The sequence below is a fragment of the Kitasatospora sp. NPDC056651 genome (assembly GCF_042792155.1).
Classification (GTDB): Bacteria; Actinomycetota; Actinomycetes; order Streptomycetales; family Streptomycetaceae; genus Kitasatospora.
In genome coordinates this window covers 26,610-50,735 of sequence record NZ_JBHTWX010000002.1, presented here as the reverse complement: position 1 = coordinate 50,735, position 24,126 = coordinate 26,610, and the positions used below count along the sequence as shown (strand labels likewise).

17 protein-coding genes and 1 pseudogene are annotated in these 24,126 nt (G+C 71.5%); 9 read left to right on the top strand and 9 right to left on the bottom strand.

The window, feature by feature from the left end:
• Positions 1–305: 305 nt before the first annotated feature.
• From ACFRAR_RS01840 to ACFRAR_RS01810, 7 genes are all read left to right on the top strand, one after another.
• Positions 306–7,613, top strand: a complete 7,308-nt coding sequence (locus tag ACFRAR_RS01840) for an RHS repeat-associated core domain-containing protein (RefSeq protein ID WP_380693593.1) — start codon at positions 306–308, stop codon at positions 7,611–7,613.
• On the top strand, positions 7,594–8,109 hold the full coding sequence (locus tag ACFRAR_RS01835; RefSeq protein WP_380693590.1) for a hypothetical protein: 516 nt from the start codon (positions 7,594–7,596) through the stop codon (positions 8,107–8,109). The genes ACFRAR_RS01840 and ACFRAR_RS01835 overlap by 20 nt, the downstream gene beginning before the upstream one ends.
• A gap of 831 nt (positions 8,110–8,940) precedes the next feature.
• Positions 8,941–10,188, top strand: coding sequence for a helix-turn-helix domain-containing protein (locus ACFRAR_RS01830; protein WP_380693588.1), 1,248 nt, complete (start codon positions 8,941–8,943; stop codon positions 10,186–10,188).
• Between the two features lie 134 nt (positions 10,189–10,322).
• Complete coding sequence (locus ACFRAR_RS01825; RefSeq protein WP_380693586.1) at positions 10,323–10,730, top strand: hypothetical protein; 408 nt, start codon at positions 10,323–10,325, stop codon at positions 10,728–10,730.
• Entirely contained in the window at positions 10,730–10,981 is a 252-nt protein-coding gene (locus ACFRAR_RS01820; RefSeq protein ID WP_380693584.1) for a hypothetical protein, read from the top strand. Before ACFRAR_RS01825 ends, ACFRAR_RS01820 begins: the two co-directional genes overlap by 1 nt.
• A 250-nt stretch (positions 10,982–11,231) precedes the next feature.
• Positions 11,232–11,522: a hypothetical protein gene (locus ACFRAR_RS01815; protein ID WP_380693582.1), complete on the top strand. Its 291-nt coding sequence runs from the start codon at positions 11,232–11,234 to the stop codon at positions 11,520–11,522.
• Positions 11,519–12,001, top strand: a complete 483-nt coding sequence (locus ACFRAR_RS01810; RefSeq protein ID WP_380693580.1) for a hypothetical protein — start codon at positions 11,519–11,521, stop codon at positions 11,999–12,001. Before ACFRAR_RS01815 ends, ACFRAR_RS01810 begins: the two co-directional genes overlap by 4 nt.
• A gap of 123 nt (positions 12,002–12,124) precedes the next feature.
• Here ACFRAR_RS01810 and ACFRAR_RS01805 read toward each other — a convergent pair whose 3' ends face one another.
• Positions 12,125–12,937 carry a class I SAM-dependent methyltransferase gene (locus tag ACFRAR_RS01805; RefSeq protein ID WP_380693578.1) on the bottom strand — a complete coding sequence of 271 codons (813 nt, stop codon included), beginning with the start codon at positions 12,935–12,937 and terminating at the stop codon, positions 12,125–12,127.
• A 262-nt stretch (positions 12,938–13,199) separates the two neighbouring features.
• Here ACFRAR_RS01805 and ACFRAR_RS01800 point away from each other — a divergent pair.
• Positions 13,200–13,400: pseudogene (locus ACFRAR_RS01800) on the top strand (DUF664 domain-containing protein); the annotation flags it as partial.
• Positions 13,401–13,426: 26 nt separating this feature from the next.
• On the opposite strand, the gene ACFRAR_RS01795 reads toward ACFRAR_RS01800, so the two are convergent.
• Complete coding sequence (locus tag ACFRAR_RS01795; protein ID WP_380693576.1) at positions 13,427–13,921, bottom strand: hypothetical protein; 495 nt, start codon at positions 13,919–13,921, stop codon at positions 13,427–13,429.
• Positions 13,922–14,147: 226 nt separating this feature from the next.
• Positions 14,148–15,815, bottom strand: coding sequence for a CehA/McbA family metallohydrolase (locus ACFRAR_RS01790; RefSeq protein ID WP_380693574.1), 1,668 nt, complete (start codon positions 15,813–15,815; stop codon positions 14,148–14,150).
• Between the two features lie 376 nt (positions 15,816–16,191).
• On the opposite strand from ACFRAR_RS01790, the gene ACFRAR_RS01785 reads away from it, so the two are divergent.
• Entirely contained in the window at positions 16,192–16,995 is an 804-nt protein-coding gene (locus ACFRAR_RS01785) for a polysaccharide deacetylase family protein (RefSeq protein WP_380693572.1), read from the top strand.
• 122 nt (positions 16,996–17,117) lie between these two features.
• Here ACFRAR_RS01785 and ACFRAR_RS01780 read toward each other — a convergent pair whose 3' ends face one another.
• The 6 genes from ACFRAR_RS01780 to ACFRAR_RS01755 all read right to left on the bottom strand — a co-directional run bounded on the left by ACFRAR_RS01780 (position 17,118) and on the right by ACFRAR_RS01755 (position 24,117).
• Positions 17,118–17,501 (bottom strand): barstar family protein, encoded by a 384-nt coding sequence (locus ACFRAR_RS01780; RefSeq protein ID WP_380693570.1) that lies wholly within the window; start codon positions 17,499–17,501, stop codon positions 17,118–17,120.
• 31 nt (positions 17,502–17,532) lie between these two features.
• Positions 17,533–18,186, bottom strand: coding sequence for a 4'-phosphopantetheinyl transferase (locus ACFRAR_RS01775; protein ID WP_380693568.1), 654 nt, complete (start codon positions 18,184–18,186; stop codon positions 17,533–17,535).
• 107 nt (positions 18,187–18,293) lie between these two features.
• Positions 18,294–20,696: an arylsulfatase gene (locus ACFRAR_RS01770; RefSeq protein ID WP_380693566.1), complete on the bottom strand. Its 2,403-nt coding sequence runs from the start codon at positions 20,694–20,696 to the stop codon at positions 18,294–18,296.
• Between the two features lie 28 nt (positions 20,697–20,724).
• Positions 20,725–22,323, bottom strand: a complete 1,599-nt coding sequence (locus ACFRAR_RS01765) for an ABC transporter ATP-binding protein (protein WP_380693564.1) — start codon at positions 22,321–22,323, stop codon at positions 20,725–20,727.
• Complete coding sequence (locus ACFRAR_RS01760; protein ID WP_380693562.1) at positions 22,320–23,168, bottom strand: ABC transporter permease; 849 nt, start codon at positions 23,166–23,168, stop codon at positions 22,320–22,322. The genes ACFRAR_RS01765 and ACFRAR_RS01760 overlap by 4 nt, the downstream gene beginning before the upstream one ends.
• Positions 23,169–23,172: 4 nt before the next feature.
• Entirely contained in the window at positions 23,173–24,117 is a 945-nt protein-coding gene (locus tag ACFRAR_RS01755) for an ABC transporter permease (protein ID WP_380693559.1), read from the bottom strand.
• Positions 24,118–24,126 lie beyond the last annotated feature (9 nt).

Sequence of the window (24,126 nt, the reverse complement as noted above, 5' to 3'; positions counted from 1 at the left end):
GGACGACGTTCGAGCCGGAACGATGCTTGGGATGTGGCGCCTGGTCAAATGGCATTCCGTCCTGTCCGCCGATGTCCCGTTTGGTTCCGTGACCCATGGTCAAAATCAGGTAAAGAGTCGACGGGCGGGTTCGGCCGGGGGCTGCGCGGTGATCATCTTCGGCCCTAGAGTCCCCAAGGCCGGGCGCACGTCCGTGCGCTGACGGCCATTCATTGGCACCAGAGCACGGGGAGTGCACGGTGGGGATTTGGCATGCCCGAACACGGGTCGGGCGATGGCTATGGGGACGTCACAGTTGGCTGAGCATGATCAGCCTGCTGGCAGTGCTGATGACACTGCTGGCCGCCCCGTCGGCGGAGGCACTGTCCTCGCGCCGTCCGCAGGGAAAGATCTGGGTACCGCCGAACACCCCGCGCGGCAGCGGGATGAAGGCCGTCAAGGGCACCGACCTGGTGCCCGGCAAGCCCGCGGCGCCCGCCTACCCGGTGCCGCCGGAGTGGAAGCCGGACGCGGCCAAGGCCGCGGCCCCGGGTTCGGCGACCGTGGCCATCGGCTTCGACTCCGAGGCCGCGCGCGCCGCTCGGCAGGCCACCGGCGGGGGCAGCCCGGTCTCGGACGGCTCCGCCGCCGTCAAGGCGGGCAGCCTGCCCGTCGCCGTGGCGCCCGCCAAGGGCGACGCCTCGGCCACGCACAAGGTGCGGGTGGAGGTCGCGGACGCGGCGAAGGGTTCGGCCGCCGGGCTGCGCGGACCGGTCGTCGCGCTCACCGACGCCGATCCGGCACCCGCCGGGTCCAGCCGCCCGGTCAAGGTCGACCTCGACCTCAAGGCCACCCAGGCGAGTTCCTGGGCGGACCGCGCCCGACTGGTCGCCGTGCCCGCGTGCGCGCTGACCACGCCCGAGCGGCCCGAGTGCCGGGAGCAGACCCCGGTCGCGTCCACCCTGGACGCCGCCACCGGCGTGCTGAGTGCCGAGGTCAAGCTGCCGAGCGCCGCTCCCGCCGCCCTCGCGGCCGGCTCCGCGCCCGCAGCCACCCCGATGGTGCTGACGGCGGCCCCGGCCGCCGACGGCCCGATGGGCAGCTACTCGGCCTCCCCGATGACGCCGTCGGCGTCCTGGGGCGCCGGTACCAACATGGGCAACTTCACCTACTCCTACGGGATCGAGGCCCCGGCCTCGATCGGCGGCGCGCCCGCCCAGGTGGGCCTCTTCTACGACTCCTCGTCGGTCGACGGGAAGACCTCCTCGACCAACGCGCAGTCGTCCTGGACGGGCGAGGGCTGGGACTACCGTCCCGGCTACATCGAGCGCAGCTACAAGAGCTGCGACACCGCGGGCATCACCAACTCTGGTGACCTGTGCTGGGCCGGGCAGATCGCCTCGCTCAACCTCGGCGGCCACTCGGGCGCCCTGGTGCGCGACGACAAGACCGGCACCTTCCGCCTCCAGGGAGACGACGGCACCCGGATCGAGCGGCTCACCGGCGCCGCCAACGAGGCCCGCAACGGCGAGTACTGGCGCGTCACCATCACCGACGGCACCCAGTACTACTTCGGGATCAACCACCTGCCCGGCGGGAACCGGACCGACCCGGCGACGAACTCCGTCGCCTACCAGCCCGTCTACTCGCCGAACAGCGGCGACGACTGCTACGACGCGGCCAAGGGCAAGTCCTCCTGGTGCCAGGAGGGCTGGCGCTGGAACCTCGACTACATCGTCGACCCGCACCAGAACCTGATCAGCTTCGCGTACCAGCAGGACGTCAACTACTACAGCCGCGGCGGTGGCCAGAACAACGGCACCGGCACCCTGACCGCCTACGTGCGGGCCGACCAGGTCACCGAGATCGGCTACGGCCAGCGCCTGCCCGAGCAGATCGCGGCCAACGGGACGTCCAAGCCGGCCGCCAAGATCGTGTTCAGCACCGAGGAGCGCTGCAGCGCCTCGGGCAAGGTCACCTGCACCACGGCCGAGCGCGTCGCCGCCAACCAGTCCAACTGGCCCGACACCCCGCTCGACCAGGCCTGCGCCGCCACCGGCGCCTGCACCAACTACTCGCCCACCTACTGGTCCCCGCTGCGGCTGTCGAAGATCGCCACCCAGGTGCTCGGCGGATCCACGTACACCACGGTCGACACCTGGGACCTGAAGTACTCCTTCCCCGACCCGGGGGACGGGACGAAGCCCTCGCTGTGGCTGTCCTCCATCACCCGCACCGGGAGCAACGGCCAGTCGGCCATCGCGCTGCCGCCGGTGACGTTCACGCCCCGGCAGGTCGCCAACCGCGTCGACGGGCTGGTGCCCGCCGCGCCGATGTTCAAGCGGCCCCGGATCCAGCAGATCACCACGGAGACCGGCGGGCAGATCAACGTCGTCTACGCCGAGCCCGAGTGCACCCGCACCGGCAACCACATGCCGGCGTCGGCGGACGGCAACCAGATGGCCTGCATGCCGGTGAAGTGGCACCTGCCCGACTCGTCGGCCAAGGACCCGGTCAGCGACTGGTTCAACAAGGTCCTGGTGTCGGACGTGACCGAGAAGGACTCGATCACCGGCACCGACCTGATCAAGACCACCCACTACGAGTACGGCGGCGGCGCGGCCTGGCACCGCAACGACAGCGAGCTCGCCGACCCCAAGACCCGTACCTGGGACGACTTCCGCGGCTACCAGACCGTCACCACCACGACCGGTAGCGGCAACGCGGGCGAGGCGCCCAAGACCCAGAGCGTCAGCACCTACCTGCGCGGCATGAACGGGGACGTGACCGGCAGCGGGACGAGGAACGTCTCCGTCTCCTTCACGCCCTACCCCGGCGCCGCCGCCGTCACCCACACCGACGACCCGTGGCTGACCGGATCGGTGCTGGGCAGCCAGACCTTCGACCGGGCCGGCGGAGCCGTCGTCTCGGCGAACTCCACCTTCAGCAGCGACCCCGTCGTCACCGCCACCCGCGCCCAGTCGGGCGGCATGCCGGACGTCGTCGCCCGGTTCACCGCCACCAGGACCACGGACAAGAGCTACGGCCACCTGGCCGACGGCTCCTGGCGCACCACCACCAAGGTCCGCACCTCCGACCCCGATCCGGACCACGGCAACCGCCCGCTCCAGGTCGACGACCAGGGCGACGGCACCGCCGGCGCGCCCGAGACCTGCCTCACCACGACCTACGCCAAGAGCACCGACCCGATGATGGTCATGCTGTCCTCCGGGACCACGACCGTCGCGGGCCCGTGCGGCACCAAGGCCGGCACCGGCACGACCCTCTCCGAGACCCGCGGATACTTCGACGGCCAGCCGTTCGGCGAGGCCCTGGGCGTCGGTGACCCGACCTCCTCCTGGACGGTCGACCACTACGACGCCACCGGCCAGGCGGTCTACGCCCAGCTCACCACGACCACCTACGACGCCTACGGCCGGCCGCTCTCGGTGACCGGGCCGGACGGTGCCACCACCACGACCGCCTACACCCCGGCCACCGGCTCGCTGCCGGTCAAGACCACCGTCACCGGTCCGATGGGCGCCACCTGGGCCACCAGCCAGACCTTCGACCCCGGGCGCGGCCAGCCGCTGGTCGCCACCGACGAGAACGGGCGCGCCGTCACCCGCAAGTACGACGCCGTCGGCCGGCTCGTCGCGGCCTGGCAGCCCGACCGGCCCACCACCGAAGCCGCCAACTACGTCTTCGAGTACGCGCTCAACGGCACCACCGCCGCGTCCGTCGTCACCACGAAGACCCTGCGCGACGACAAGAGCTACAACGTCAAGACCGAGCTGTACGACGGCCTCGGCCGGGTCCGGCAGACCCAGCGCACCACCGCCCTGGGCGACGACGGCCGACTGATCACCGACGTCGCCTACGACTCGCACGGCTGGGCGATCAAGACGTCCGAGGAGCACTACGACCCCAAGAACCAGCCGAACGGCACGGTGTTCGTGTCGCAGGACTCCCAGGTGCCCGCCCAGACCTGGGTGACGTACGACGGCATGGGCCGCGCCACCACCAAGGCGTTCGTGTCCTACGGGCAGCAGCAGTGGGTGACGTCGACCGGCTACCCCGGCGTCGACCGCACCGACACCACCCCGCCCCAGGGCTCCTTCCCCACCAGCGTGTTCACCAACGCCCGGGGCAAGACGTCCCAGATGTGGCAGTACCGGACGGCCACGCCGACCGGACAGGCCTCGGACGCCGACGTCACCTCGTTCGCCTACACGCCCTCCGGTGAGATCGCCAAGCGCACCGACTCCTCGGGCAACGCCTGGTCCTACGCCTACGACCTGCGCGGCCGTCAGACCAGCTCGACCGATCCCGACACCGGCACCACGCAGACCAGCTACGACGCGGCCTCCAACATCGCCTCCACCACGGATGCCAAGGGCAACGTCCTCGCCTACTCCTACGACGTCCTCGGACGGAAGACCGGCCTGTACTCCGGGTCCGTCGCCAAGGCCAACCAGCTCGCGGGCTGGACCTACGACACGGTCGCGGGGGCCAAGGGCAAGCCCGCCTCCTCGACCCGCTACGTCGGAGGGGCCGACTCCGGCAAGGCCTACACCCAGGCCGTCACCGGCTACGACACCGCCTACCGTCCGCTCGGCACCACCACGACCATTCCGTCGAACGAGGCCGAGCTCGCGGGCACGTACACCACGCGCAACAAGTACTCGTCGATCCTCGGCGTCCTCACCCGCACCGACCTGCCGGCCATGGGCGGCCTGCCCGCGGAGAGCGTCGCCTACCTCCACCTCAACACCGGTCTGCTGATCAGCTCCGGCGGCAACAACACCCTGGTCACCGACGTCCAGTACGACGAGGTGGGGCGGCCGACCGTCACCACGGTCGGCGACATCGGCAGCGAGGTCGTCTCCACCCAGCAGTACGACGCCGCGACCGGGCGCCTCATCAACTCCTACCTGGACCGGCAGCTCGGCACCACCACGCTGGACTGGACCTCCTACACCTACACGCCCTCCGGCCGGATCACCTCCGTCAGCGACGTGCAGAACGCCCTGGGCACCGACACCCAGTGCTTCACCTTCGACCACCTCGGACGCCTGACCAACGCCTGGACGGACACCGGCGGCACCACCACCCGCCCCAGCGGCAGCTGGACGGACACCAGTGGCCACACCACCGGCAGCGGTGCCGCCACCTCCGTCCCCGGCATCGGCGGCTGCACCAACGCCAACGGCCCCGCCGTCAGCGGCAGCCCGGCCAAGCCGTCGGTCGGCGGTCCGGCCCCGTACTGGCAGAGCTACACCTACGACGCCACCGGCAACCGCACCGGCCTGACCCAGCACGACCCGGCCGGCGCCACCGCCAAGGACGTCACCACCACGCAGACCTTCGGCGCCCCCGGCTCGGTCAACACCAAGACCAGCGCCCCGAACACCGGCGGTGGAACGGGCGGTCCGCACGCGCTGCTGACCAGCACCACCACCTCCCCGGCCGGGACGAAGAAGGCCACCTACCAGTACGACGCGCTCGGCAACACCACGGCCGTCACCGACACCACCGGCACCACGTCCCTCACCTGGGATGGCGAGGACAAGCTCGCCACGGTCGCCAAGACCGGTGAGTCGGAGGGGACTTCGTACCTCTACGACGCCGACGGCAACCAGCTGATCCGGCGCGACCCCGGTCGCACCACGCTCAACCTCGGTGCCGACGAGCTCACCCTGGACACCAGCAAGACGGGGTCCAGGTCGATGTCCGACGTGCGCTACTACAGCGCGCCCGGCGGCATCACCATCACCCGGGTCACCGCGGCGACCGGTGGCGGCAAGCTCGTCTACCAGTGCGCCGACCCGCACGGCACCAACGGCGTCCAGATCGACACCGACGCGGCCCAGACCGTGACCCGCCGTCCCACCGACCCGTTCGGCAACCCGCGCGGCACCCAGCCCGACCCGGCCACCTGGGCCGGCGACAAGGGCTTCGTCGGCGGCACGCTGGACCCGTCCACCGGGCTCACCAACCTGGGGGCCCGCGAGTACCAGCCCCTGACCGGGCGGTTCCTCAACCCGGACCCGCTGCTCGGCGACACCGATCCGCAACAGTGGAACGGGTACGCGTACAGCAGCAACGACCCGATCAACGCCAGCGACCCCAGCGGCCTCTACGGCAGCTGGTGCGCGACCCAGGAGTGCGCCGAAGGGACCACCAAGGGCCCGGCCGGCTTCTGCGCGACCATCGAGTGCGCCATCGGAACCTCGGGCACCGACCCGGCGGCCCTGCACCCGACCACGATCAGCAACGGCTCCGGTAGCGCCGGCAACGGCGGCTCCGGTGGCGGTGGCGGTGGCGGCGGAGGTGGCGGCGGCACCAGCGGTGGTGGCGGCGGAGGTGGTGGCAACGGCCGAGGCACCCAGAAGTGCGGCTCGTGGCTGTCCTTCTCCGGCATCGGCTGCCACGCCAGCAACGGGGCCAAGCGCGCCCAGAACTTCACCACCGACCACCCGGTCGTGCGTGAGATCGTCGTCGCGACGGTGACCACCATCGCCGGCACGGTCTGCTACGGGGCCGGGGCGGCGGGTGGTCTCGCGACCGCCGGCACCAGCACCATGGCGGCTGCGGCGGGTTGCGGCGCGGTCGTGGGCGCCCTCGGGGCCGGTCTGAACAACGTGTTGGACGGCGAAGCGGACCACTCGCTCAAGGGTGCTTTGAAGGACCAGGCAGAAGGAGCCGTCTACGGTGCCACCTTCGGCGCGCTGACCTCAGGCGTTCCGCTGCCGAACCTGCCGAAGCTGCCGAAACTGGGATGCAACAGCTTCCCCGCCGGCACGCAGGTCCTGCTCGGTGACGGTACGACCAAGGCCATCGACCGGCTCGCCGTCGGTGACCAGGTCACGGCCACCGTACCCACCACTGGTGAAACGGCTTCCCAGCCCGTCATCGCGACCATCACCACCCCCGACGACGAGGAGTTCACCGACCTCACCATCGAGGCCAAGCCTGGAGACCGAGCCCCGCCGGCCGGCCCCCTCGCCCCGGCCCAGACCATCACCACCACCTGGTACCACCCCTTCTGGGACGTCACCACCGACCGGTGGACCGGTGCTTCCCAGCTCCAGCCCGGTGACCAGCTCCGCCAGCCCGACGGCAGCACCATCACCGTCACCGCCGTCCGGAACTACCACCAGGCCGAGGTCACCTACAACCTCACCGTCGACCAGGCCCACACGTACTATGTGCTGGCGGGGGCTACGCCGGTCCTGGTCCACAACACGGACGGCTTGACGTGTGATCTCCGGGCTTATACGGATCTGGCCAGGCTTGCACCTGGGAAGAATGAGGGCGCGGCAAGCGTTCTCTTGACGCCTTCAGGGAATACCTATTTCGATATCAGCACCCGCAGGACGGGTGAGGCCCTGAGGGTTCTCCCTTTGCCGTTGCGTAGAGTGGTTGCTCAAACTGGCCACCACGGAGGGTGTGCCGAAATAGGCTGCATCGCCCAGGCGATGGAGGCGGGCGACCTGGTACGCGGAAGCAGTAGTCTAGCGATGCTCCGCAAGCCATTTGATCACGCCCGCTATAGGGACTTGCTTCCAGCTTGCCCGCAATGTCAGGCCGTAATGTCGAGACTCCAGGTAAATGACCTCTTTCAAGGGTGATGCAATGGGAAGACCGCTCAAGCGACTCCCTACTGTTCGATGGGGCGAGCTTTCTGACGCTACCGGCTCGGCAGTTGAACTACCGGCGCTGCTCTCAAAGTTGGCATGGGCAGGCGCGGGCGATGCTCGTGATGCCATTGAGGAGCTAGCAGGCCGGGTTTGTGCATTGGGCTTCGTTCTCGCAGAGGTTACGGCCAGCGTTATTCCATTTCTTATGGAATTGGCGGAAATCCCCGAAGCGAATTGCCGGGTTGAGATCCTGGAGTTGGTTGCTGCCATAAATTCCACTCGACAATGGGCTGATGCTGCGGCTGCTGCCGCGCCACAGTATCGTTCGTCCTACGAAGAAAAGATCTCTTGGGAGGATAGTTCGAGGGCGGCAGTGGAGGCGTCGAGGGGCACCATCGAATCGCTTGCTAGGGACCCCGACCCTGCTGTGGCTGCGGTTGCGCGCCAACTGCTCGACAATTTGACGGACCGTCCGGGTCGAATGTAGGATCATTTCCTACCGTTCTGCCCGCTTAGCATATTTGGCTCTCATGAGCTGAAAAGTAGCCCCGTTGAATTCGACTTCAACGGGGCTTCTTGGCGTTTGACGGCAGTAGTTGACGGCAACCTTGGTGGGCACATGGTGCACAGTCCAATGGTCGGCGCCGTCGTCGGCCCGGCGACGTCTACAGGCTCGTGAACGGCGTGGCCGAGAGGTCGACGGCGTTCCACCAGAGCCCGAGCTGAGCATCGGCGTAGACGGGGCCCACGTGCGAGCTGTTCAGAGTTTCTTTACTGGATCAAGGCGGCCCGCTGTCGCGGGCCGCGCGCGCTCCGGCCCGGCGGGGCCGCCGCCCGCTCCTGTCTCCGCCCCGCTCAGCGACGGCCCCGCCGAACCGGGCGCGCAACACCAGCGAGAGCGGCCGTGGTCAACAAGGCTCTACCTCAACCCAGGCCCTCCCTCCGAGGGACCCGGGGGCCGAGCACTGGCGCGGCACCGTCGTGGTGAATGGTCGCGGGTCGCGGGTCGTGTCCCTCGCCGGCCGGTCCCCGGAGGCATACCAGGAACCCCCGGGGACCGCCAAGGCCGAGCGCAAGCGTCACCCGGTGAGCCTTGGCGGCCCCCGGAGAACCCTGGTCCGGCGAAGCTGCCCGACCGACGAGGGACCCGTCCCGCTCAGGCCCGCAGCCTGCCGGAGGCTCCGGCGCAGCGCCGCTTCAGTAACCGCGTGCCCGACACTGCGCGTGGCGGTGGGCCACCGTCCCGGGTGGGTATCTGCCCGGAGAGCCCGGTCAGTTCGCCCGTCAGGCGTACCGTGGCGCTGGAGGTGGTGAGCAGATGACGATGGAACTCGCGGACAACGTAAGGAAGTACCGGCGCCGCGCTGGGATGAGCCAGGAGGAACTCGCCCACGCGGCGGGCCTGTCCCCGGCGACGGTCCGGAAGGTCGAGCAAGGCGGAACGGTCCGTATGGAGACGCTTCACGCTCTGGCCCGCGCTCTGGGCATCCCCACGGCGGCACTCGTCGCGTCCGACGCACCGGAGCCCGTGGGACGTGCGGAGGAGCCGAACCGGCTCAATCTCATCCAGCTTCGTGCCGCGCTCACCCCGGCGGTGGGGCTGGTGGACCAGGACGCCCAGGCGGTGGGCGAGGAACCGAACCTGCGTGCCTACGCTCGAACGGTTCGAGACGCGCGGGTGCTGTACTTCTCCGACAGCTACAAGAGCGTCGCCGCCCAACTGCCCGGCCTGTTGCGGGACGCCGCGCGGGCCGTTGCCCACTACGACAGCGGCGAAGAGCACCGGCAGGCCCTGCTCGCTCGCGCCGAGGCGTTGCGCCTGGCCGGCACCTACCTCACGCAGGTGAGGCAGTACGACATCGCCTACACGGCCCTGCGAGGAGCCATCGCGGACGCCCGGGAGGGTGGGGACCTGCTCGCCGCCGGGTCCGGAGTCGGCTGCATGTGCTGGCTGCTGGTGCGGCAGGGCCGACTGGAGGAGGCGGAGCGGATCGCCGCCCAGAGCATGGACGTGGTGGAGCCGAAGATCATCGGCGCCGAGCCCGACCACTACGCGGTGTGGGGCGGTCTGGCCATGGAGGCCGCAGCCGCGGCGGCACGCAACAACCGCCCGGACGAGGCCAAGGAGTACCGCAGGGCGGCGCGGGTGGCGGCAACCGCCGTCGGCACGGCGCACCGCAACGTCTCCCGGCACTGGTCCGTCTTCGGACCGGTGACCGCCGCCATCAAGGCACTCGAAGACTCCATGGTCGTCGGCGATGCCCGCGCGGTGGTGCGCAAGGCGGGCGAAGAGGTCGAGCTGTCGCCGAAGGCGTGGAAGCGACTGGGCCGGCCCAGCACGAACGACGGGAACCGCTTCACGCTGGACCTGGCGCGCGCCCACACCCGAACCGGAGACCTGTCCGCCGCCATGGACGAGCTGACCCGCGCTCGTGAAGCCGCCCCCGAGTGGCTGAGGCACCAGAACTCGGCGGCCGAGACGATGCAGGAGATCCTGAGCAAGCGCAAGCGCACGCTGACCAGCGACATGCGCGAGATGGCCGGCTACCTGGGCGTCGTTGGATAGCTGCTACGTAGCGTCGCAGTTCGCGGACCTTGCGTTGCTATCTGCCGTGCTGGGGCTATGGATTGACGTGTGATCAGGTCATTACGGTCGCCGTGTCCTGTTCCAGCGACCGAGGCCGGGGATCCACTGTGGGCATGCCGAGGAGCGACGCGGATCGTCTGCGTCGCAGGGAGTTGCACGAAGCGGCGTCGGGAATGGCGGGACCCCGCCTGCTGCCATGGACCACCGAGGACGGGCGCCCCTGCTACCTGAGCACCGACGACACGGGCTACATCTCGACGCTCGCCGACGGCATCGAAACCGTGCAGCTCGGCATGGGTCAGGAGCTGCTGGAGTACGCCCGGGGCATTCTGGCCCCCGGAGCCAAGGCGCAGTCGGCCATCGAATACCGCTGGCTCGCCTGCCGGCTGACCGAGGCCCTGTCGGACGCGCTCAGGGTCGCCGAGTCGCGCGGAGAGCGCATCCCGGCGCCGCAGGAGGAGGCGGCCGAGGAGGGTGAACCGGCGAACGCCGGCCCCCTTGACGGGAACGGGGAAGGCTGATGGGCAAGGCCACCCGTTACCGCTTCCGCGAGTACCACGTGACCACCGTGACCGACCCCATGGCGCTGCCGACCTTCGAGGCGGTCTGCGTCACCGGCGAAGAACGGAACTGCACTGCCGCGTCCGGCGAGCTGCACACCCCCGAGGAGCTGACGCGCTGGATCGCCGGACACTGCGCGCAGACCGGACACCAGTCGTACGAGCAGACCACCCGCACCGTCCTCCACGCCGAGCCCGGAGCTTGGCAGTAGGATCACGCGCGACGTCGGCGAGGGCGATTGGTCTACACATCTGACGGCAGCGGCGACGGCAACAGCCACGGACTTCAGCGCACATCCACGGACACCGACGGACCGTCAAACCACTGTTGACCTGCAAAAAAGCAGGTAGAGAGGGGCCGCGTAGCACACGTACTATGTGCTGGCAGGGACGACACCGGTCCTGGTTCACAACTGCCCGGCTGCAGAGCTGGCAGCCCAGATCGACGCTCAGACCCTCAACATGACCAAGACCGTCGAAAACCACACCTGGGACCTCACTGGCATCAAGGACAAGGACGCCGCGAAGTTCGGCAAGGTCGCGCGCCCCTATATGACGAACAACATGCAGCTCATCCAGGAGGTCATGGCAGGGTCCGCCCCCAAGATGGATTCTCGCGGCGCTGCGGGGGTTGTCGAGTGGAGAACTCCTGGAGCGTTCAATGGAAGCAACGGAGTTTGGGAGCTCAATATTCACGCGGAAAGCAACACGATCGTCCACTTCCTCTTCAAGAGCGTTAAGGGCAAGTCGTGAAATTTTCTGCCCGGAACGGGACGGCACTCGAAGGGGTGCTTACCTACAGTGAATCCGAATATGGCTTCTCCTTCACTGCGCAGAGCCCTGAGGGGCTGGCCGAGAGGCTCGGTTCAGACGGCGTCACCAGTGCACTGATCGAAACACTGCAACTTGAGATCGACATCGAGTCCCGGGAATTCTTGTTTGCCTGGGGGTACTTCCCGGGCATCCGGAGTAATGTGGAGGATTTGGATGTGCCCAAATTCCTCCCCGGCCGGGTATCCCTCTCGGCGGAGTGTCGATTTGAGCCCGGGGTCTCCTTTGACATTTCGGAGGAGGTGTGGCGGACCGGGTATGATCCCTCGTCCGGCTGGGTGGCCGTCCGTCTGAGGGATCCCGCCGATGCGGTGTTCGTCCAGATTGCTGACGGGATTGTTCTGGGTGTCAGCGACGGTGATCTGGTTTCGGTGTGGCTCAGGCCCGCTTTTTCTGAATGACAAGTGAAGGGATCGTCTGGGTGGCCCCAGGGGATCCTGAATGATCTCGACGAGTAGCTCCGCCCATTCCTGAGACATGCGCTCGCGGCCCCATCGGATGTTCCGATGGGGCCGCTGGGGTGTTCAGGCGCGGGTGGCGGTGATGACGTGGTAGTCGATCAGGCCGTCGCGCCAGGCGGTGAGGAAGTGGCGGGACCAGTGAGCGGCGGGGAGGGTGTCGGCGAGGTAGCGGTCGAAGCCCGGCCAGACGTCGGTGCCGATGGAGGTGGTGGTGATGTCGGTGAAGCCGGCCTGGGCGAGGTCGAGCGCGAAGTCGTCGAGGGGGTGGGCGATGTCGAGGCCGTCGGCGAAGCTGGCGAGCATGATCTTGAGGCGTTCGACGGCGTCGGCGCCGGGGGCGGTGAAGAACGTCGTCACCACCAGGCGGCCGCCGGGGCGCAGGACGCGGGCGGACTCGTGGGCGAAGCCGGTGAGTTCGCGGAAGTGCTGGGCGGCCTCGACGGAGAAGACACCGTCCAGATGGGCGTCGGAGAAGGGGAGTTCGTCGGCGGCGCCGAGGGTGTACGCCAGCCGATCGGGGTACGTGGCCAGGGCTCTCGCGTTGACGGCGCGGGCGCGCTGGATCTGGTCGGGGTGGATGTCCACCCCGGTGACCGCCGCGAAGCGGAACTCCCGTAGGGCCAGGGCAGCTCCCAGGCCGCGGCCGCAGCCGACCTCCGCCAGCCGCAGCTGCTCGCGCGGCTCGGGGAACTCCCGCAACACCCGCCGGTAGAGCTGCTCCTGGCTGTGCACCCGGTCCTCGGGGGTCAAGGAGGCGAGGTCGACCCCTTGCCAGTAGCCGAAGTTGATGAAACCTCCGGCGAACGACGGGGCGGTGCTGAGGTCGTCGACGCCATAGGTCTGGCGCACGGTCTTGGGGATGCGGTTGTGGTCCATGGGCCGCTGGGTCTCCTGCTCGGTGGGCGCCCGGCCGTCGGGTGCGCCGAGGTACGTACCCAAACCTGTGGTGGCCTGAACACGGTACGTGATCGTCCGGTGTCCAGGTGGCAGAGGGGGCGTGCGGTGGCGGCGGGGAGGGATCGAAGCGCCCGCACGCGCCCCCTCGGCTGTCGGGTGAGGTCGGCGAGGGCGCCGCGGAAAAGGCTTTCCGGGCACGGCGGACGGTCCGTTGCAGTCCGCGGGGACTGTCGGCCACCGTGAGGAGAGTGCCAGCGTGAACGCCGCCGTGAGCGTCCCGGACGAACGCCCCGCCCCACCGCTGACCGCCGGCTACCAGGCCCGGTGGGACGCCGAGGTGTCGCTGCGGCTGGTGATGCTCCACCTGATCCACGAGTACGCCCGCCACAACGGGCACGCCGACTTCCTGCGCGAGGCGATCGACGGGGTGACGGGAGCGTAGGCGTGTCGGACACGCCCTGAGCGGCCCTACCAGCCCAGGAGGTGGGTGCGGTCGGTGAGGGCGGTGAGGACGGCGGCGGCGGTGGTCTCGGGGGTCTGGGCGGTGGTGTCGAGGGCGTGGGTGGCGTCCTCGGGGGCCGGGCCGGGGTGGAGCACGACGTAGTGGAGGGCGGCGCCGGTGGTGCGGCTCTCACGGCGGAAGGTGTCGAGGGCGGCCGGCGCGGCGGCGGCCTCCACCACGACCCGGTAGCCGCGGGTGGCGTAGGCGAAGGCGGCCTGGGCGGCGGCGGCCAGGGCGGTGGCGCTCTGGCGCACGGCCTCGGGCAGGTCGGGCGGGAGCGGGCCGTTGCGGATGACCCGCAGGAAGTCGTCCGTCCGCAGGTGGACGCCCGGGGTCAGTTCCCGGGCGAGCAGCTCCGCGACCGGGCTGTTCCCGGCCCCGGCCGGGTCGACGAGGACGAGGACGCCCCCGGCGCCCCGGCCGCCCCCGAGCTCCGGCCCACCTTCGGTCGTACGGTTCACAGCTGCTGATCCCTTCGCGGGCCGGGGACGGGCGGGTAGCCGGGGCGGGCGGTCGGCGTGCGAAGGGGCAGGTCGGCCCGTATCGGACAACCGACCGCCTCGTCCCTACGACTGATGCGTTTCGGGGATCAACCTAGTCCAAACGGGTGGTCCGAGTCGTCCCCCACCCGGTTCCTGGGCGGGTCGGCGGGGAGGCCGGGTCGAGAAGCGGGGCTCCGGCGGGCCGCTAACGGTCGCCGACGCGCAGCACGATCGGGTTGGTGAGCGCGGCCATCGGGCCCCAGGGCAGGTCCGGGCCCATCGAGTTGCCCCTGCCGGGCGTGCCGTCCGCCTTCGGGTGGCGCACCTCGGCCCGGACGTAGGCGGCGAGCGAGGCGGTGGTGCGCCAGACCACGGTGCCGGAGCCGCCGGCCGGCAGCGACTCCTGGTGCAGCTGCCCCTCGTCGGTGAGGAGGCGGACCGTCCCGCCGGGCACCCCGGACACGGTGAGCCGGACGTCCAGCGGGGCGTCGGCCGGGACGGTCAGCTCCTCGCCGATGCCCGCCTGCCGGCCGTGCCCGGTGACGGTGAACTCCAGGGTGACCGCCGAGGATTCGGCCAGCCAGCTGCGCCCGGCGCGCAGTCCGTCGAGGATCGCGTCCCGGGTGAGGTCCTCGGCCAGCACCACGGTGTGCGGGGAGCCGATCGGCTGCGGCTCGCTGTGGGCGTCGCTGTTGCCCATGGCGGGCAGCCAGGAGCGGCCCTCGCGCAGGGCGACGGCGAGCCGGCCGTCCCAGGTGTCCACCGCCGACTCGTCGTCGTACGTCCAGGGGCCGTTCCACACCTCGACGGCGTCGGCCTGCTCGTAGCCGAACTTCCACTGGCAGGCGACGTACGGGCAGTACGGGTGCGCGGGCACCACCAGGCCGCCGGCCCGGTGGACCTGGCGGACGAAGCGCGGGTACTCCTCGTCGCGCGAGCGGTAGCGCCAGTCGACGAACTGGCCGGGTTCCAGGCCGAGGGCCAGCCAGTGGCCGTTGCGGGTGGTGATCTCCTCGCCCGGGAGGATCAGCAGGTCGGGGCCGGCCAGCGGGCCCCAGACGGCGTGCGAGGAGCTGGTGTTGTGGTCGGTGGAGACGATGAAGTCCAGGCCGGCGGCGCGGGCTCCGGCCGCGACCTCCTCGGGCGTGCGCCGCCCGTCGGAGTGGACGGTGTGGAGGTGGCAGTCGCCCCGGTACCAGGCCCGGCCGCGGCCGTGGGCGCGTTCCGCCGGATAGTGCGGGGTGAACCGCGGTCCGGGCGCACCGAACCGGAGGGTGACCTGGACGTGGTAGTCCAGGCCCTGCGGGGCGACCTGGTAGGGGCCCAGGACCACGTGCCAGGTGCCCGGGTTGACCGGGCCGGGGAGGTAGCCGGGGGTCGCGCTGTCGCGGGCGAGGGCGAACTCGGTGCGGAAGCCGCCGGACCAGCCGCGGAAGCCGGGGCCGCCGAGGTCGGTGCCGCGCTCGTCGAAGATGCCGATGTCGCAGGAGTTTCCGGGGGTGCCGGGCGGGACCTGCGGCTTGTCGTAGCCGTAGGAGACGGCGATCTCGCGGACGCCGGCGGGGACTTCGACCGGGAGGTAGACGAAGTCGGGGGCGCCGGTGGGGAGGTGGCCGGTGAGGGTGAGGACGCGGTCGGCCGGAGTGGCGCCGGGCGCGGGTGCGGGGGCGTCGGCGGGCGCGGCGTATGCCGGGCCGGTGGTGGCGGCGAGGCCGAGGGCGGTGGCGGCGCCGGTGGCGAGGCCGGTGCGGAGCAGGTCGCGGCGGGCGGGCCGGGCGGGGTCGGTGGGCTGGGCGGCGGCCGGTGCGGTCGGTGACACGGCCGGGTGCGCGGTCGGCTGGTCGGGGCGCGGGCTGCTGGGCTCGGTCGGCATCGGGGCCTCCGGGTCGGGGCGGGCGGATCGGGCGGGCGCGGGTTGCTCGCGTGCCTACCCGGGCGAGTGAACCGGGGGTGATTCGGGGGTGATTAGGGGCCCACGGGCGCGGGTCGGGTCGGTGAAGAGGGGTCTCGCGCGGGCCGGGGCGAGTTGCGGGGAGTGACGAGTGGTCCGTTCATAGTGATGTCATCGGTTTATCTGAACAATGACCGGAACAGTGATCGGACGGGAGACGGCCGTGTCGGTGAGTCGGCGGACGCTGCTCATGGTGGTGGCCGGAGGAGCGCTGACGGGGTGCCGGGCCAGGTCGCCCGGCGCCGCTCCGTCCTCGGCCTCGGTCTCTGCCCCGGTGGGCTCGGCGATACCGTCCGTCGTGGCGCCCACGACGCCGTCCGGCGGGCCCGCCGAAGCCGCCGCGACGCCGACGGGCCCGGCGACCTCCACGTCCGCCTCCGAGCCCGCGCAGCAGCACGGACCGACCCGGGACGAGGTGGTGGAACGCTACGGCGGCCTGGCCCCGAGCGAGTGGGGGCTGGAAGTCTCCGGTGTGATCACCGAGCTGCCGGAGGGCGGGAGCGGCATCGCGCTCACCTTCGACGCCTGCGGCGGACGCGGTGGCAACGGCTACGACGCCGACCTGATCGACTTCCTGCGGGAGCGCGACGTACCGGCCACGCTCTTCCTGAACGCCCGCTGGATCGACGCCAACCCGGAGGAGTTCGGGCAGCTCGCCGCCGACCCGCTGTTCGAGATCGGCAACCACGGCACCCTCCACCGCCCGCTCTCGGTCACCGGCCGCTCCGCCTACGGCATCGCCGGCACCGGCGACGTCGGCGAGGTGTACGACGAGGTGGCGGGCAATGCGGAGAAGCTCGCCGCGCTGCTCGGGCACCCGCCGCGGTTCTTCCGCTCCGGCACCGCGCACTACGACGACGTCGCCACCCGGGTGGTCGCCGACCTGGGCCAGCGGGTGGCGGGTTTCAGCGTGAACGGGGACGGCGGGGCGACGCTGCCGGCCGGCGAAGTGCGGCAGGAGGTCGCCGCCGCGCCGCGGAGCGCGATCGTGATCGGGCACATGAACCACCCGGGCGGCGGCACCGCGCCCGGAGTCGCGGCGGCGGTGCCGGGACTGCTGGCGGCGGGGCGGCGCTTCGTGCGGCTCTCGGACGTGCTGTGAACGGATGCGCCGCGAAAGGCCGTGCCGTGAACGGATGCCTCGTGGAAGGTCGCGCTGTGAATGATGGTGTCACCGACAGGTGCCTGTGAACGGTCACGCGCCGACCGCCGTGAAGCCGGTGCTCACGCCAGGCGCAGGCCGCCCGGGTGTTCCTCCTCGATGATCCGGACCAGCCAGTCGAAGACGGTCGGCCCCCTGCCCGCCCGGGCGGCGTCCAGCTCGGCGGCGACGTGCGCACGGTTGGTGGGGTGGGCGCGGGCGAGCCGTAGCTCCAGCTGGCGGACCGTCTCCGGGTAGCCGAGGTTGCGGCGGGAGACCCGGTGGTGGCGCCACTCGATGACCCAGTCGCCGTCCTCGGGCGTGCCGTAGCCGCCGCTCAGGCAGTCGGCGAAGGCGTCGAGGTTGCGGCCGAAGTAGCCGTCGACCCCGATCGTCCGCCCGACCACCACCCAGAAGTCCTCCAGGGTCTTGATCTCGTCGCCGTCGAGCACATAGGTCACCGTCACGGGGTCGAGGATATGCCGGGGCGTCGGCGCCTCAGTGGGTGACCGCGATCGCGGTGGCGAGCAGCCCGTCCCGGACCGCCCACCGGCCCTCGAAGCCGTCGATCCGCCGGCCGCCGACCACCGGGCCCGGGACCAGCAGCCGGGCCTTGAAGGTGCCGTCGGGGGAGAGGTCCAGCTCGGCCTCGCTGAAGTCGAGGAAGAGCTGGGTCAGCGGGAACCAGGCCTTGTACACCGACTCCTTGGCGCTGAACAGGATGCGGTCCCACGGGACGCCCGGGTGCTCGGCGGCCAGCTCGGCGAGGCGCTGCCGCTCGGCCGGCAGCGCGATGGCCTCCTCGACGCCCTCCGGCAGCGCCAGCGCCGGCTCGGCGTCGATGCCGAGGGAGACCAGGGCGCCGGTCCGGGCCACGGCGGCCGCGCGGAAGCCGTCGCAGTGGGTGAGGCTGCCGACCACGCCGTCCGGCCAGCTCGGCGCGCCGCGCAGGCCCGGGACGAGCGGGCGGTACGGGACGCCGAGCCGGGCCAGCGCGGCCCGGGCGCAGTGCCGGACGGTGGTGAACTCGCGGCGCCGCTTGTCGACGGCCCGGGCGACGGCCGGCTCCTCCTCGGGCTCCAGCCGGGCCTCCGGCGGGTCGCCGTAGGCCACCTCGGTCACCACGACGTCCGGCAGCAGGTCCCCGATCATCCGTATCCCCCTCGGAAGTCCGCGCGGGTGGTCGCCCGCGCGGGACGAGGGTAACCCGCGCGGCGGATCTTGGTGGGCGGATCGGGGACCTGTGGCCGATCGGCCGGCTACTCGAAGGCCGCCGCCGCCTCGCGCAGGGCCCGGGCGACCGTCTCCGGGTCGTACGGCGCCGGTTCGCCGGGCAGGTAGCGGACGGAGCGCAGGGCGCCGGTGTAGCGGAAGGAACGGTGGCGCTCGTGCACCGGCCAGGAGACCGGGGACTTGCGGTCGATGCCGACGCTGATGCCCTGGAAGGGCGCCATGCCGATCAGCTGGTGGACCGGGCCGAGCAACGGGCCTCCGGCGCCGCCCGTGGCCAGCCCCTCGGTGCCGTCCGTGGCCCGCCCCTCGGCGCCGCCCGTGGCCAGGCCGTCGACGGACAGCCGGAACTCCCACTTGAGGTCGGCGACCGCGGTGGCCTCCAGGGTGATCAGCCGGGTGCCGGCCGGCAGCGGGCCGCCGTCGGCCTCCAGCAGGTCGCCGTACTGGTTGTAGGCGAGGCGCAGCCGACCGTCCTCGACGTAGAGGCTGTAGCCGCCGCCCTGGTCGCCGTGCGAGACCAGGACGCCCTGGTCTCCCTCCCGGTAGCCGTCGAGCGCGACCTCGACCGTGAAGGAACGGAAGGAGACCAGCCGGGAGGAGCGGTAGCGCTGCAGCTCGGGGGTGCCGGCGAGCAGGGTCACCGGGCGGCGCAGCCGCTCCGCCTCCGGGCCGCGCAGGGCGAGGGCGCCGCTGCCGTCGGCGAGCGGGAAGACTCCGTTCCGCCAGGCCGCGGCCTCCCAGGCGGCGGACAACTCCTTGACGATGTCCGGGTGTTCGCCGGCGAGGTCGTGGATCTCGGTGGGGTCGGTGCGCAGGTCGTACAGCGCCCACTCGCCGTCGTCGTACGGGGTGCCGGGGCGGTGCAGGGTGACCAGCTTCCAGCCGTCGCGGTAGTAGCTGCGGTTGCCGGTCATCTCGCAGTACTGCTCGTGGTGGGTGCCGGGCGCGGCGCCGTCGCGCAGCACGGAGGCGAAGCTGATGCCGTCGAGCTCCTGGACCGGGTGGCCACGGCGTTCCGACGGCCGTTCCACGCCCGCGAGTTCGAGCAGGGTGGGCAGGATGTCGGTGACGTACTGGTACTGGGCGCGGACGCCGCTGTCCTCCTCGGCCCGGGGCAGGCCGGCCGGCCAGGAGAGGACGAAGGGGACGCGCACGCCGCCCGCGTAGGTCTGGCCCTTGTAGAGGCGGAACGGGGTGTTGGAGGCCATGCCCCAGCCGCGCGGGTAGTGGACCAGGCTCCGCGGGCCGCCGATCAGGTCGATCTCGCGCTGGACGTCCGGGTTCCAGTCGTCCGGGAGGCCGGGGTGGTGGACGAAGCGGCTGAAGTAGCTGCGGGTGCCCTCGGCGCCGCCCTCGCCGGTGCCGCCGTTGTCGCTGGTGAACACGATGATGGTGTTGTCGAGTTCGCCGAGGGCGGCCAGGGTGTCGGCGAGCCGGCCGAGGTTCCGGTCGACGTTGTCGACCATCGCCGCGTACACCTCCATGTAGCGGGCGTACAGCTTCTTCTGGACGTCGGTGAGTTCGTCCCAGGGCCCGACCTCGTACCCGGCCTCGGAGTTGCGCTCGGGCAGTTCGGTGCCGGGCGGGAAGTGGCCGGCGGCCAGCTGGCGGGCGAAGCGGGTGCGGCGCAGCTCGTCCCAGCCGTCGTCGTAGCGGCCCCGGTGGCGGGCGAGGTCCTCGGGCTTGGCCTGGAGCGGTCCGTGCACGGCGTTGTGGGCGAGGTAGAGGAAGAACGGCTTGGTGTCGTCGTGGGCGCGCAGCGACGTGACCATCTTGATGGCCTGGTCGGTGAGGTCGTCCGTGTAGTAGTAGCCCTCGGGGAACTCGTCGATGTCCAACGGGCTGTTGTCGCGGACGAGTTGGTGCGGGTGGAAGAGGCTGGTGAGGCCCTCCAGGACGCCGTAGTACTGGTCGAAGCCCTTCCGGAGCGGCCAGTTGGCGCGGTCGTCGGCGGCACTGGAGGCGGAGTCCCGGGTGAGGTGCCACTTGCCGACCGCGTAGGTGGCGTACCCGGCGTCGTGCAGCAGCTCGGCGAGCGTGGGTATGTCCCCGGCGACCTCCATGCTGTAGCCGGGGAATCCGGGGTCGGCGTTGGCGACGAAGGAGTAGCCGACCCGGTGCGGGTTGAGGCCGGTGAGCAGGGCCGCCCGGGCTGGTGAACAGAGCGGCATGGTGTGGTAGTTGGCGAGTCGGACGCCGGTGGCGGCGAGGCGGTCCAGGGTCGGGGTGGGGATCTCGGCGCCGAACGGGCCGATGTCGCTGTAGCCCATGTCGTCGATGAGGACGACCACGATGTTGGGCGCGCCCTCGCGCGGGCGGACGGGCTGCGGCCAGGCGGGGGTGGACTCGGCGAAGGTGCGGCCGACGGTGCCGGGGAACCCGGCGTACGGGTCGCGGCGATGGGTGTTCGGCTCGGGTGTGTTGCTCATGGGGCGGCTCCGGAGGGGGCGGGCGGGTTCAGCGGGTGGCCGCGGCGGGCTCCAGGGCCGGGACGGCGGCCAGCAGCTCCGCGGTGTAGGGGTGTTCGGGCGCGGTGACGACCCGGTCGGCCGGCCCGCTCTCGACGATCCGGCCGCGGTGCATCACGGCGATCCGGTGGCTGACCTGGCGGACCACCGCCAGGTCGTGGGCGATGAACAGGATGGCCAGGCCGAGTTCGCGCTGGAGCCGGGCGAGCAGCTCGATCACCTGTGCCTGCACCGAGACGTCCAGCGCGGAGACCGGTTCGTCGCAGATCAGCACGCTCGGTTCGGGCGCCAACGCCCGGGCGATGCCGATGCGTTGGCGCTGGCCGCCGGAGAAGGCGCGCGGGTGGCGGTCGGCCGCGGCCGGGTCCAGGCCGACCTGCTCCAGCAGTTCGGCGACCCGGGCGGCGCGCTGCTCCCGGTCGCCGAGGCGGTGGGCGATGAGTGGTTCGGCGATGATCTGCCCGGCGGTCATCCGCGGGTTCAGCGAGGAGTACGGGTCCTGGAAGACGAGTTGGACGTCACGCTGGGGTGAGCGGCCGATCTCCCGGTCGCGGAAGCGGATGCTGCCGCCGGTCGGCGCGTGCGCCTGGACCAGGGCCCGGGCCAGGGTGGACTTTCCGGAGCCGGACTCGCCGACCAGGCCCAGCGTCTCACCGGGGTGCAGGTCGAGGTCGACGCCGTGCAGCGCGGTGACGGCGCGCCGCCGTGAGCCGTAGGTCTTGGTCAGGCCGCGGACGGTGAGCAGCGGCCGGGTGCCCGGGGTGCTGTTGGCGGCTGCCCGGGAGGGCTCGTCCAGGCGGGGTACGGCGGCCAACAGCTCGCGCGTGTAGGGGTGTTCGGGTCGGGTGAGGACCTCGGCGGTGGTGCCCCGCTCGACCACCCGGCCGTGCCGCATCACCAGAAGCCGGCGGCAGGTCCGGGCGATCACCCCGAGGTCGTGGCTGATCACCACGAGCGCGGTGCCGGTCTCCCGGTTGATCCGGGCGAGCAGGCGCAGGATCTGCTGCTGGACGGTCGGGTCCAGGGCGGTGGTCGGCTCGTCGGCGACCAGCACCTCGGCGTCGTGCGCCAGGGCCAGGGCGATCATGATGCGCTGACGCTGGCCGCCGGAGAACTGGTGCGGGTGGTCGCGCAGCCGGCCGGTGGCGTCCGGGATGCCGACCAGGTCGAGCAACTCGGCGGAACGGGCCTGACGTTCGGACTTCCGCAGCTTTCCGCCGTGGGCGCGCAGCGCCTCGTCCAGCTGGCGGCCGACGGTGAGGACGGGGTTGAGCGAGGACATCGGGTCCTGGAAGACCATGGCGATCCGCCGGCCGCGCAGGGCGCGCAGCGCGTCCTCGGGGAGGCCGGCGAGGTCCTGCCCGGCCAGCTCGACCGAGCCGGCGGTGATCCGGCCGCCGGGCGGCAGCATCCGCAGCAGGGCGAGTGCGGTGGTGGACTTGCCGGAGCCGGACTCGCCGACGATGCCCAGGGTGTCGCCGGAGTCGAGGTCGAAGCCGACGCCGTCGACGACGGCGGTGTCCGCGGCGGCGCCCGGGGCGTGGTCGAACCGTACGGTGAGGTCGGTGACGCGGAGCACGGTGGTCATCGGCGGATCCCCCGGTTCAGGGCCTCGGCGATCAGCGTGAAGCCGAGCACCAGTGCGGTGGTGGCGGCCAGCGGGGCGGCCGCGAAGGTCGGGTCGGTGGCCAGGTAGGCGACGGACTGGCTGAGGATGCTGCCCAGGGTGGGCTCCGGCGGGCGGACGCCGAGGCCGAGGAAGCTCATCGCGCCCTCGATGAACACGCCGAGCGAGAGCGCCACGGCGGTCTGCACGATCAGCGGGTCGACGGCGTTGGGCAGCACGTGCCGCAGCAGCACCCGGGTTCGGGAGGCCCCGCCGACCCGGGCCGCCACGGCGTACTCGCGCTCCCGCTGGACCAGGATGCCGGCCCTCAACTGCCGTCCGAAGCCCGGGATCTCGGCCAGTGCGACGACGATCACCACCGGCCAGCGGCCCGGGCCGAGCACGGCGGTGACGGCCAGTGCGAGGATCAGCCCGGGGAAGGCGAGCAGCAGGTCGAAGGCCCGCTGGACGGCGAGGTCGGCCCACCGGGAGGTGGCCGCGAGCAGGGCGGCCGAGCAGCCGAGCAGGGCGCCGATCGGGACGGCGGTGACGATCAGCGCGAGGTCGGTGCCGATGCCGTGCAGCACCCGGCTGTACAGGTCGCGGCCGAGGTCGTCGGTGCCGAAGGGGTGGTCGGCGCTGGGGCCGGCCAGGGCGAGCGCGCTCTGGGCGTCGGGGTCGGTGCCGGTGAGCAGTGGTGCGAGCAGCCCGGCGAGGGCGACGACGCCGACGAGGGCGAGGCCGGTCAGGCCGCGCCCGCTCAGCAGGGCGGTGCGGTAGCGGCCGCGCGGTGCGGCGGACGTGAGGGGTGTCGTGGCGGTGGTCATCGGGTCACTCCCAGCGGATCCGGGGGTCGAGCCAGGTGTAGGCCAGGTCGGTGAGAAGTTGGACGGCCACGTAGACCGCCACCACGAGCAGCAGCAGGTCCTGCACCACCGGGTAGTCCCGGCGCACCACGCCCTGTTCGATCAGCTGGCCGAGGCCCGGCCAGGCGAAGATCCGCTCCACCAGGACGGCCCCGGCGACGAGGTGGCCGATCTGGAGGCCGAGGACGGTGACGGCGGAGGGCAGGGCGTTGGGCAGCGCGTGCCGCCAGACGATCCGCCGCCGGGAGACGCCGAGCGCGGTCGCGGTGCGGACGTAGTCCTCGGCGAGCGCGCGTTCGATGCCGTCCTTGAGGTAGCGGGCCAGCACGGCGGCGCTGGGCAGGGCCAGGCAGAGGGCGGGCATCGCCAGGTACTGCACGGCGAGGTCCGGTTCGGTGAGCAGGGATTCGTGTCCGCCGGCCGGGAGCAGTTCAAAACCGACGGCGAACACCAGCACCAGCAGCACGCCGGTGACGAACGGCGGGACCGCCAGCACGCCGGTGGTGACGGCCTGGACGGCGGCGGCGACCGGGCGCCGTTCGGTGGTGGCGCCGACCACGGCCAGCGGCAGGGCGATCAGCACCACCAGCAGCAGGGCGCCGAGGGTGAGTTGGGCGGTGGCACCGAGGCCGTTGCCGATCAGGTCGGTGACCTGCCCGCCGATCGCGTAGCTCGGGCCGAGGTCGCCGCTCAGCAACCGGCCGACCCAGCTCGCGTACTGGCCGAACAGTGGCTGGTCCAGCCCCAGTTGGGAGCGGATGGCCTCGACGGTGGCGGGGGTGGCGTCCGGTCCGGCGAGCGTGGTGGCCGGGTCGCCGGGGATCAGCCGGAGGATGAGGAAGACGAGGAAGGAGGCGAGGACCAGGACGAGCAGTCCGCTGGGGAGGCGTTTCAGGAGGAACGTGCGCATGGGTATCCG

Bases quoted from the DNA above. Each gene is read 5' to 3' on its own strand.
- ACFRAR_RS01835 (WP_380693590.1), top strand. From the start codon at position 7,594: ATGACCTCTTTCAAGGGTGATGCAATGGGAAGACCGCTCAAGCGACTC.
- ACFRAR_RS01755 (WP_380693559.1), bottom strand. From the start codon at position 24,117: ATGCGCACGTTCCTCCTGAAACGCCTCCCCAGCGGACTGCTCGTCCTG.
- ACFRAR_RS01840 (WP_380693593.1), top strand. From the start codon at position 306: ATGATCAGCCTGCTGGCAGTGCTGATGACACTGCTGGCCGCCCCGTCG.
- ACFRAR_RS01815 (WP_380693582.1), top strand. From the start codon at position 11,232: ATGACCAAGACCGTCGAAAACCACACCTGGGACCTCACTGGCATCAAG.
- ACFRAR_RS01790 (WP_380693574.1), bottom strand. From the start codon at position 15,815: ATGCCGACCGAGCCCAGCAGCCCGCGCCCCGACCAGCCGACCGCGCAC.
- ACFRAR_RS01760 (WP_380693562.1), bottom strand. From the start codon at position 23,168: ATGACCACCGCCACGACACCCCTCACGTCCGCCGCACCGCGCGGCCGC.
- ACFRAR_RS01775 (WP_380693568.1), bottom strand. From the start codon at position 18,186: ATGATCGGGGACCTGCTGCCGGACGTCGTGGTGACCGAGGTGGCCTAC.
- ACFRAR_RS01765 (WP_380693564.1), bottom strand. From the start codon at position 22,323: ATGACCACCGTGCTCCGCGTCACCGACCTCACCGTACGGTTCGACCAC.
- ACFRAR_RS01825 (WP_380693586.1), top strand. From the start codon at position 10,323: ATGCCGAGGAGCGACGCGGATCGTCTGCGTCGCAGGGAGTTGCACGAA.
- ACFRAR_RS01805 (WP_380693578.1), bottom strand. From the start codon at position 12,937: ATGGACCACAACCGCATCCCCAAGACCGTGCGCCAGACCTATGGCGTC.
- ACFRAR_RS01830 (WP_380693588.1), top strand. From the start codon at position 8,941: ATGACGATGGAACTCGCGGACAACGTAAGGAAGTACCGGCGCCGCGCT.
- ACFRAR_RS01820 (WP_380693584.1), top strand. From the start codon at position 10,730: ATGGGCAAGGCCACCCGTTACCGCTTCCGCGAGTACCACGTGACCACC.
- ACFRAR_RS01770 (WP_380693566.1), bottom strand. From the start codon at position 20,696: ATGAGCAACACACCCGAGCCGAACACCCATCGCCGCGACCCGTACGCC.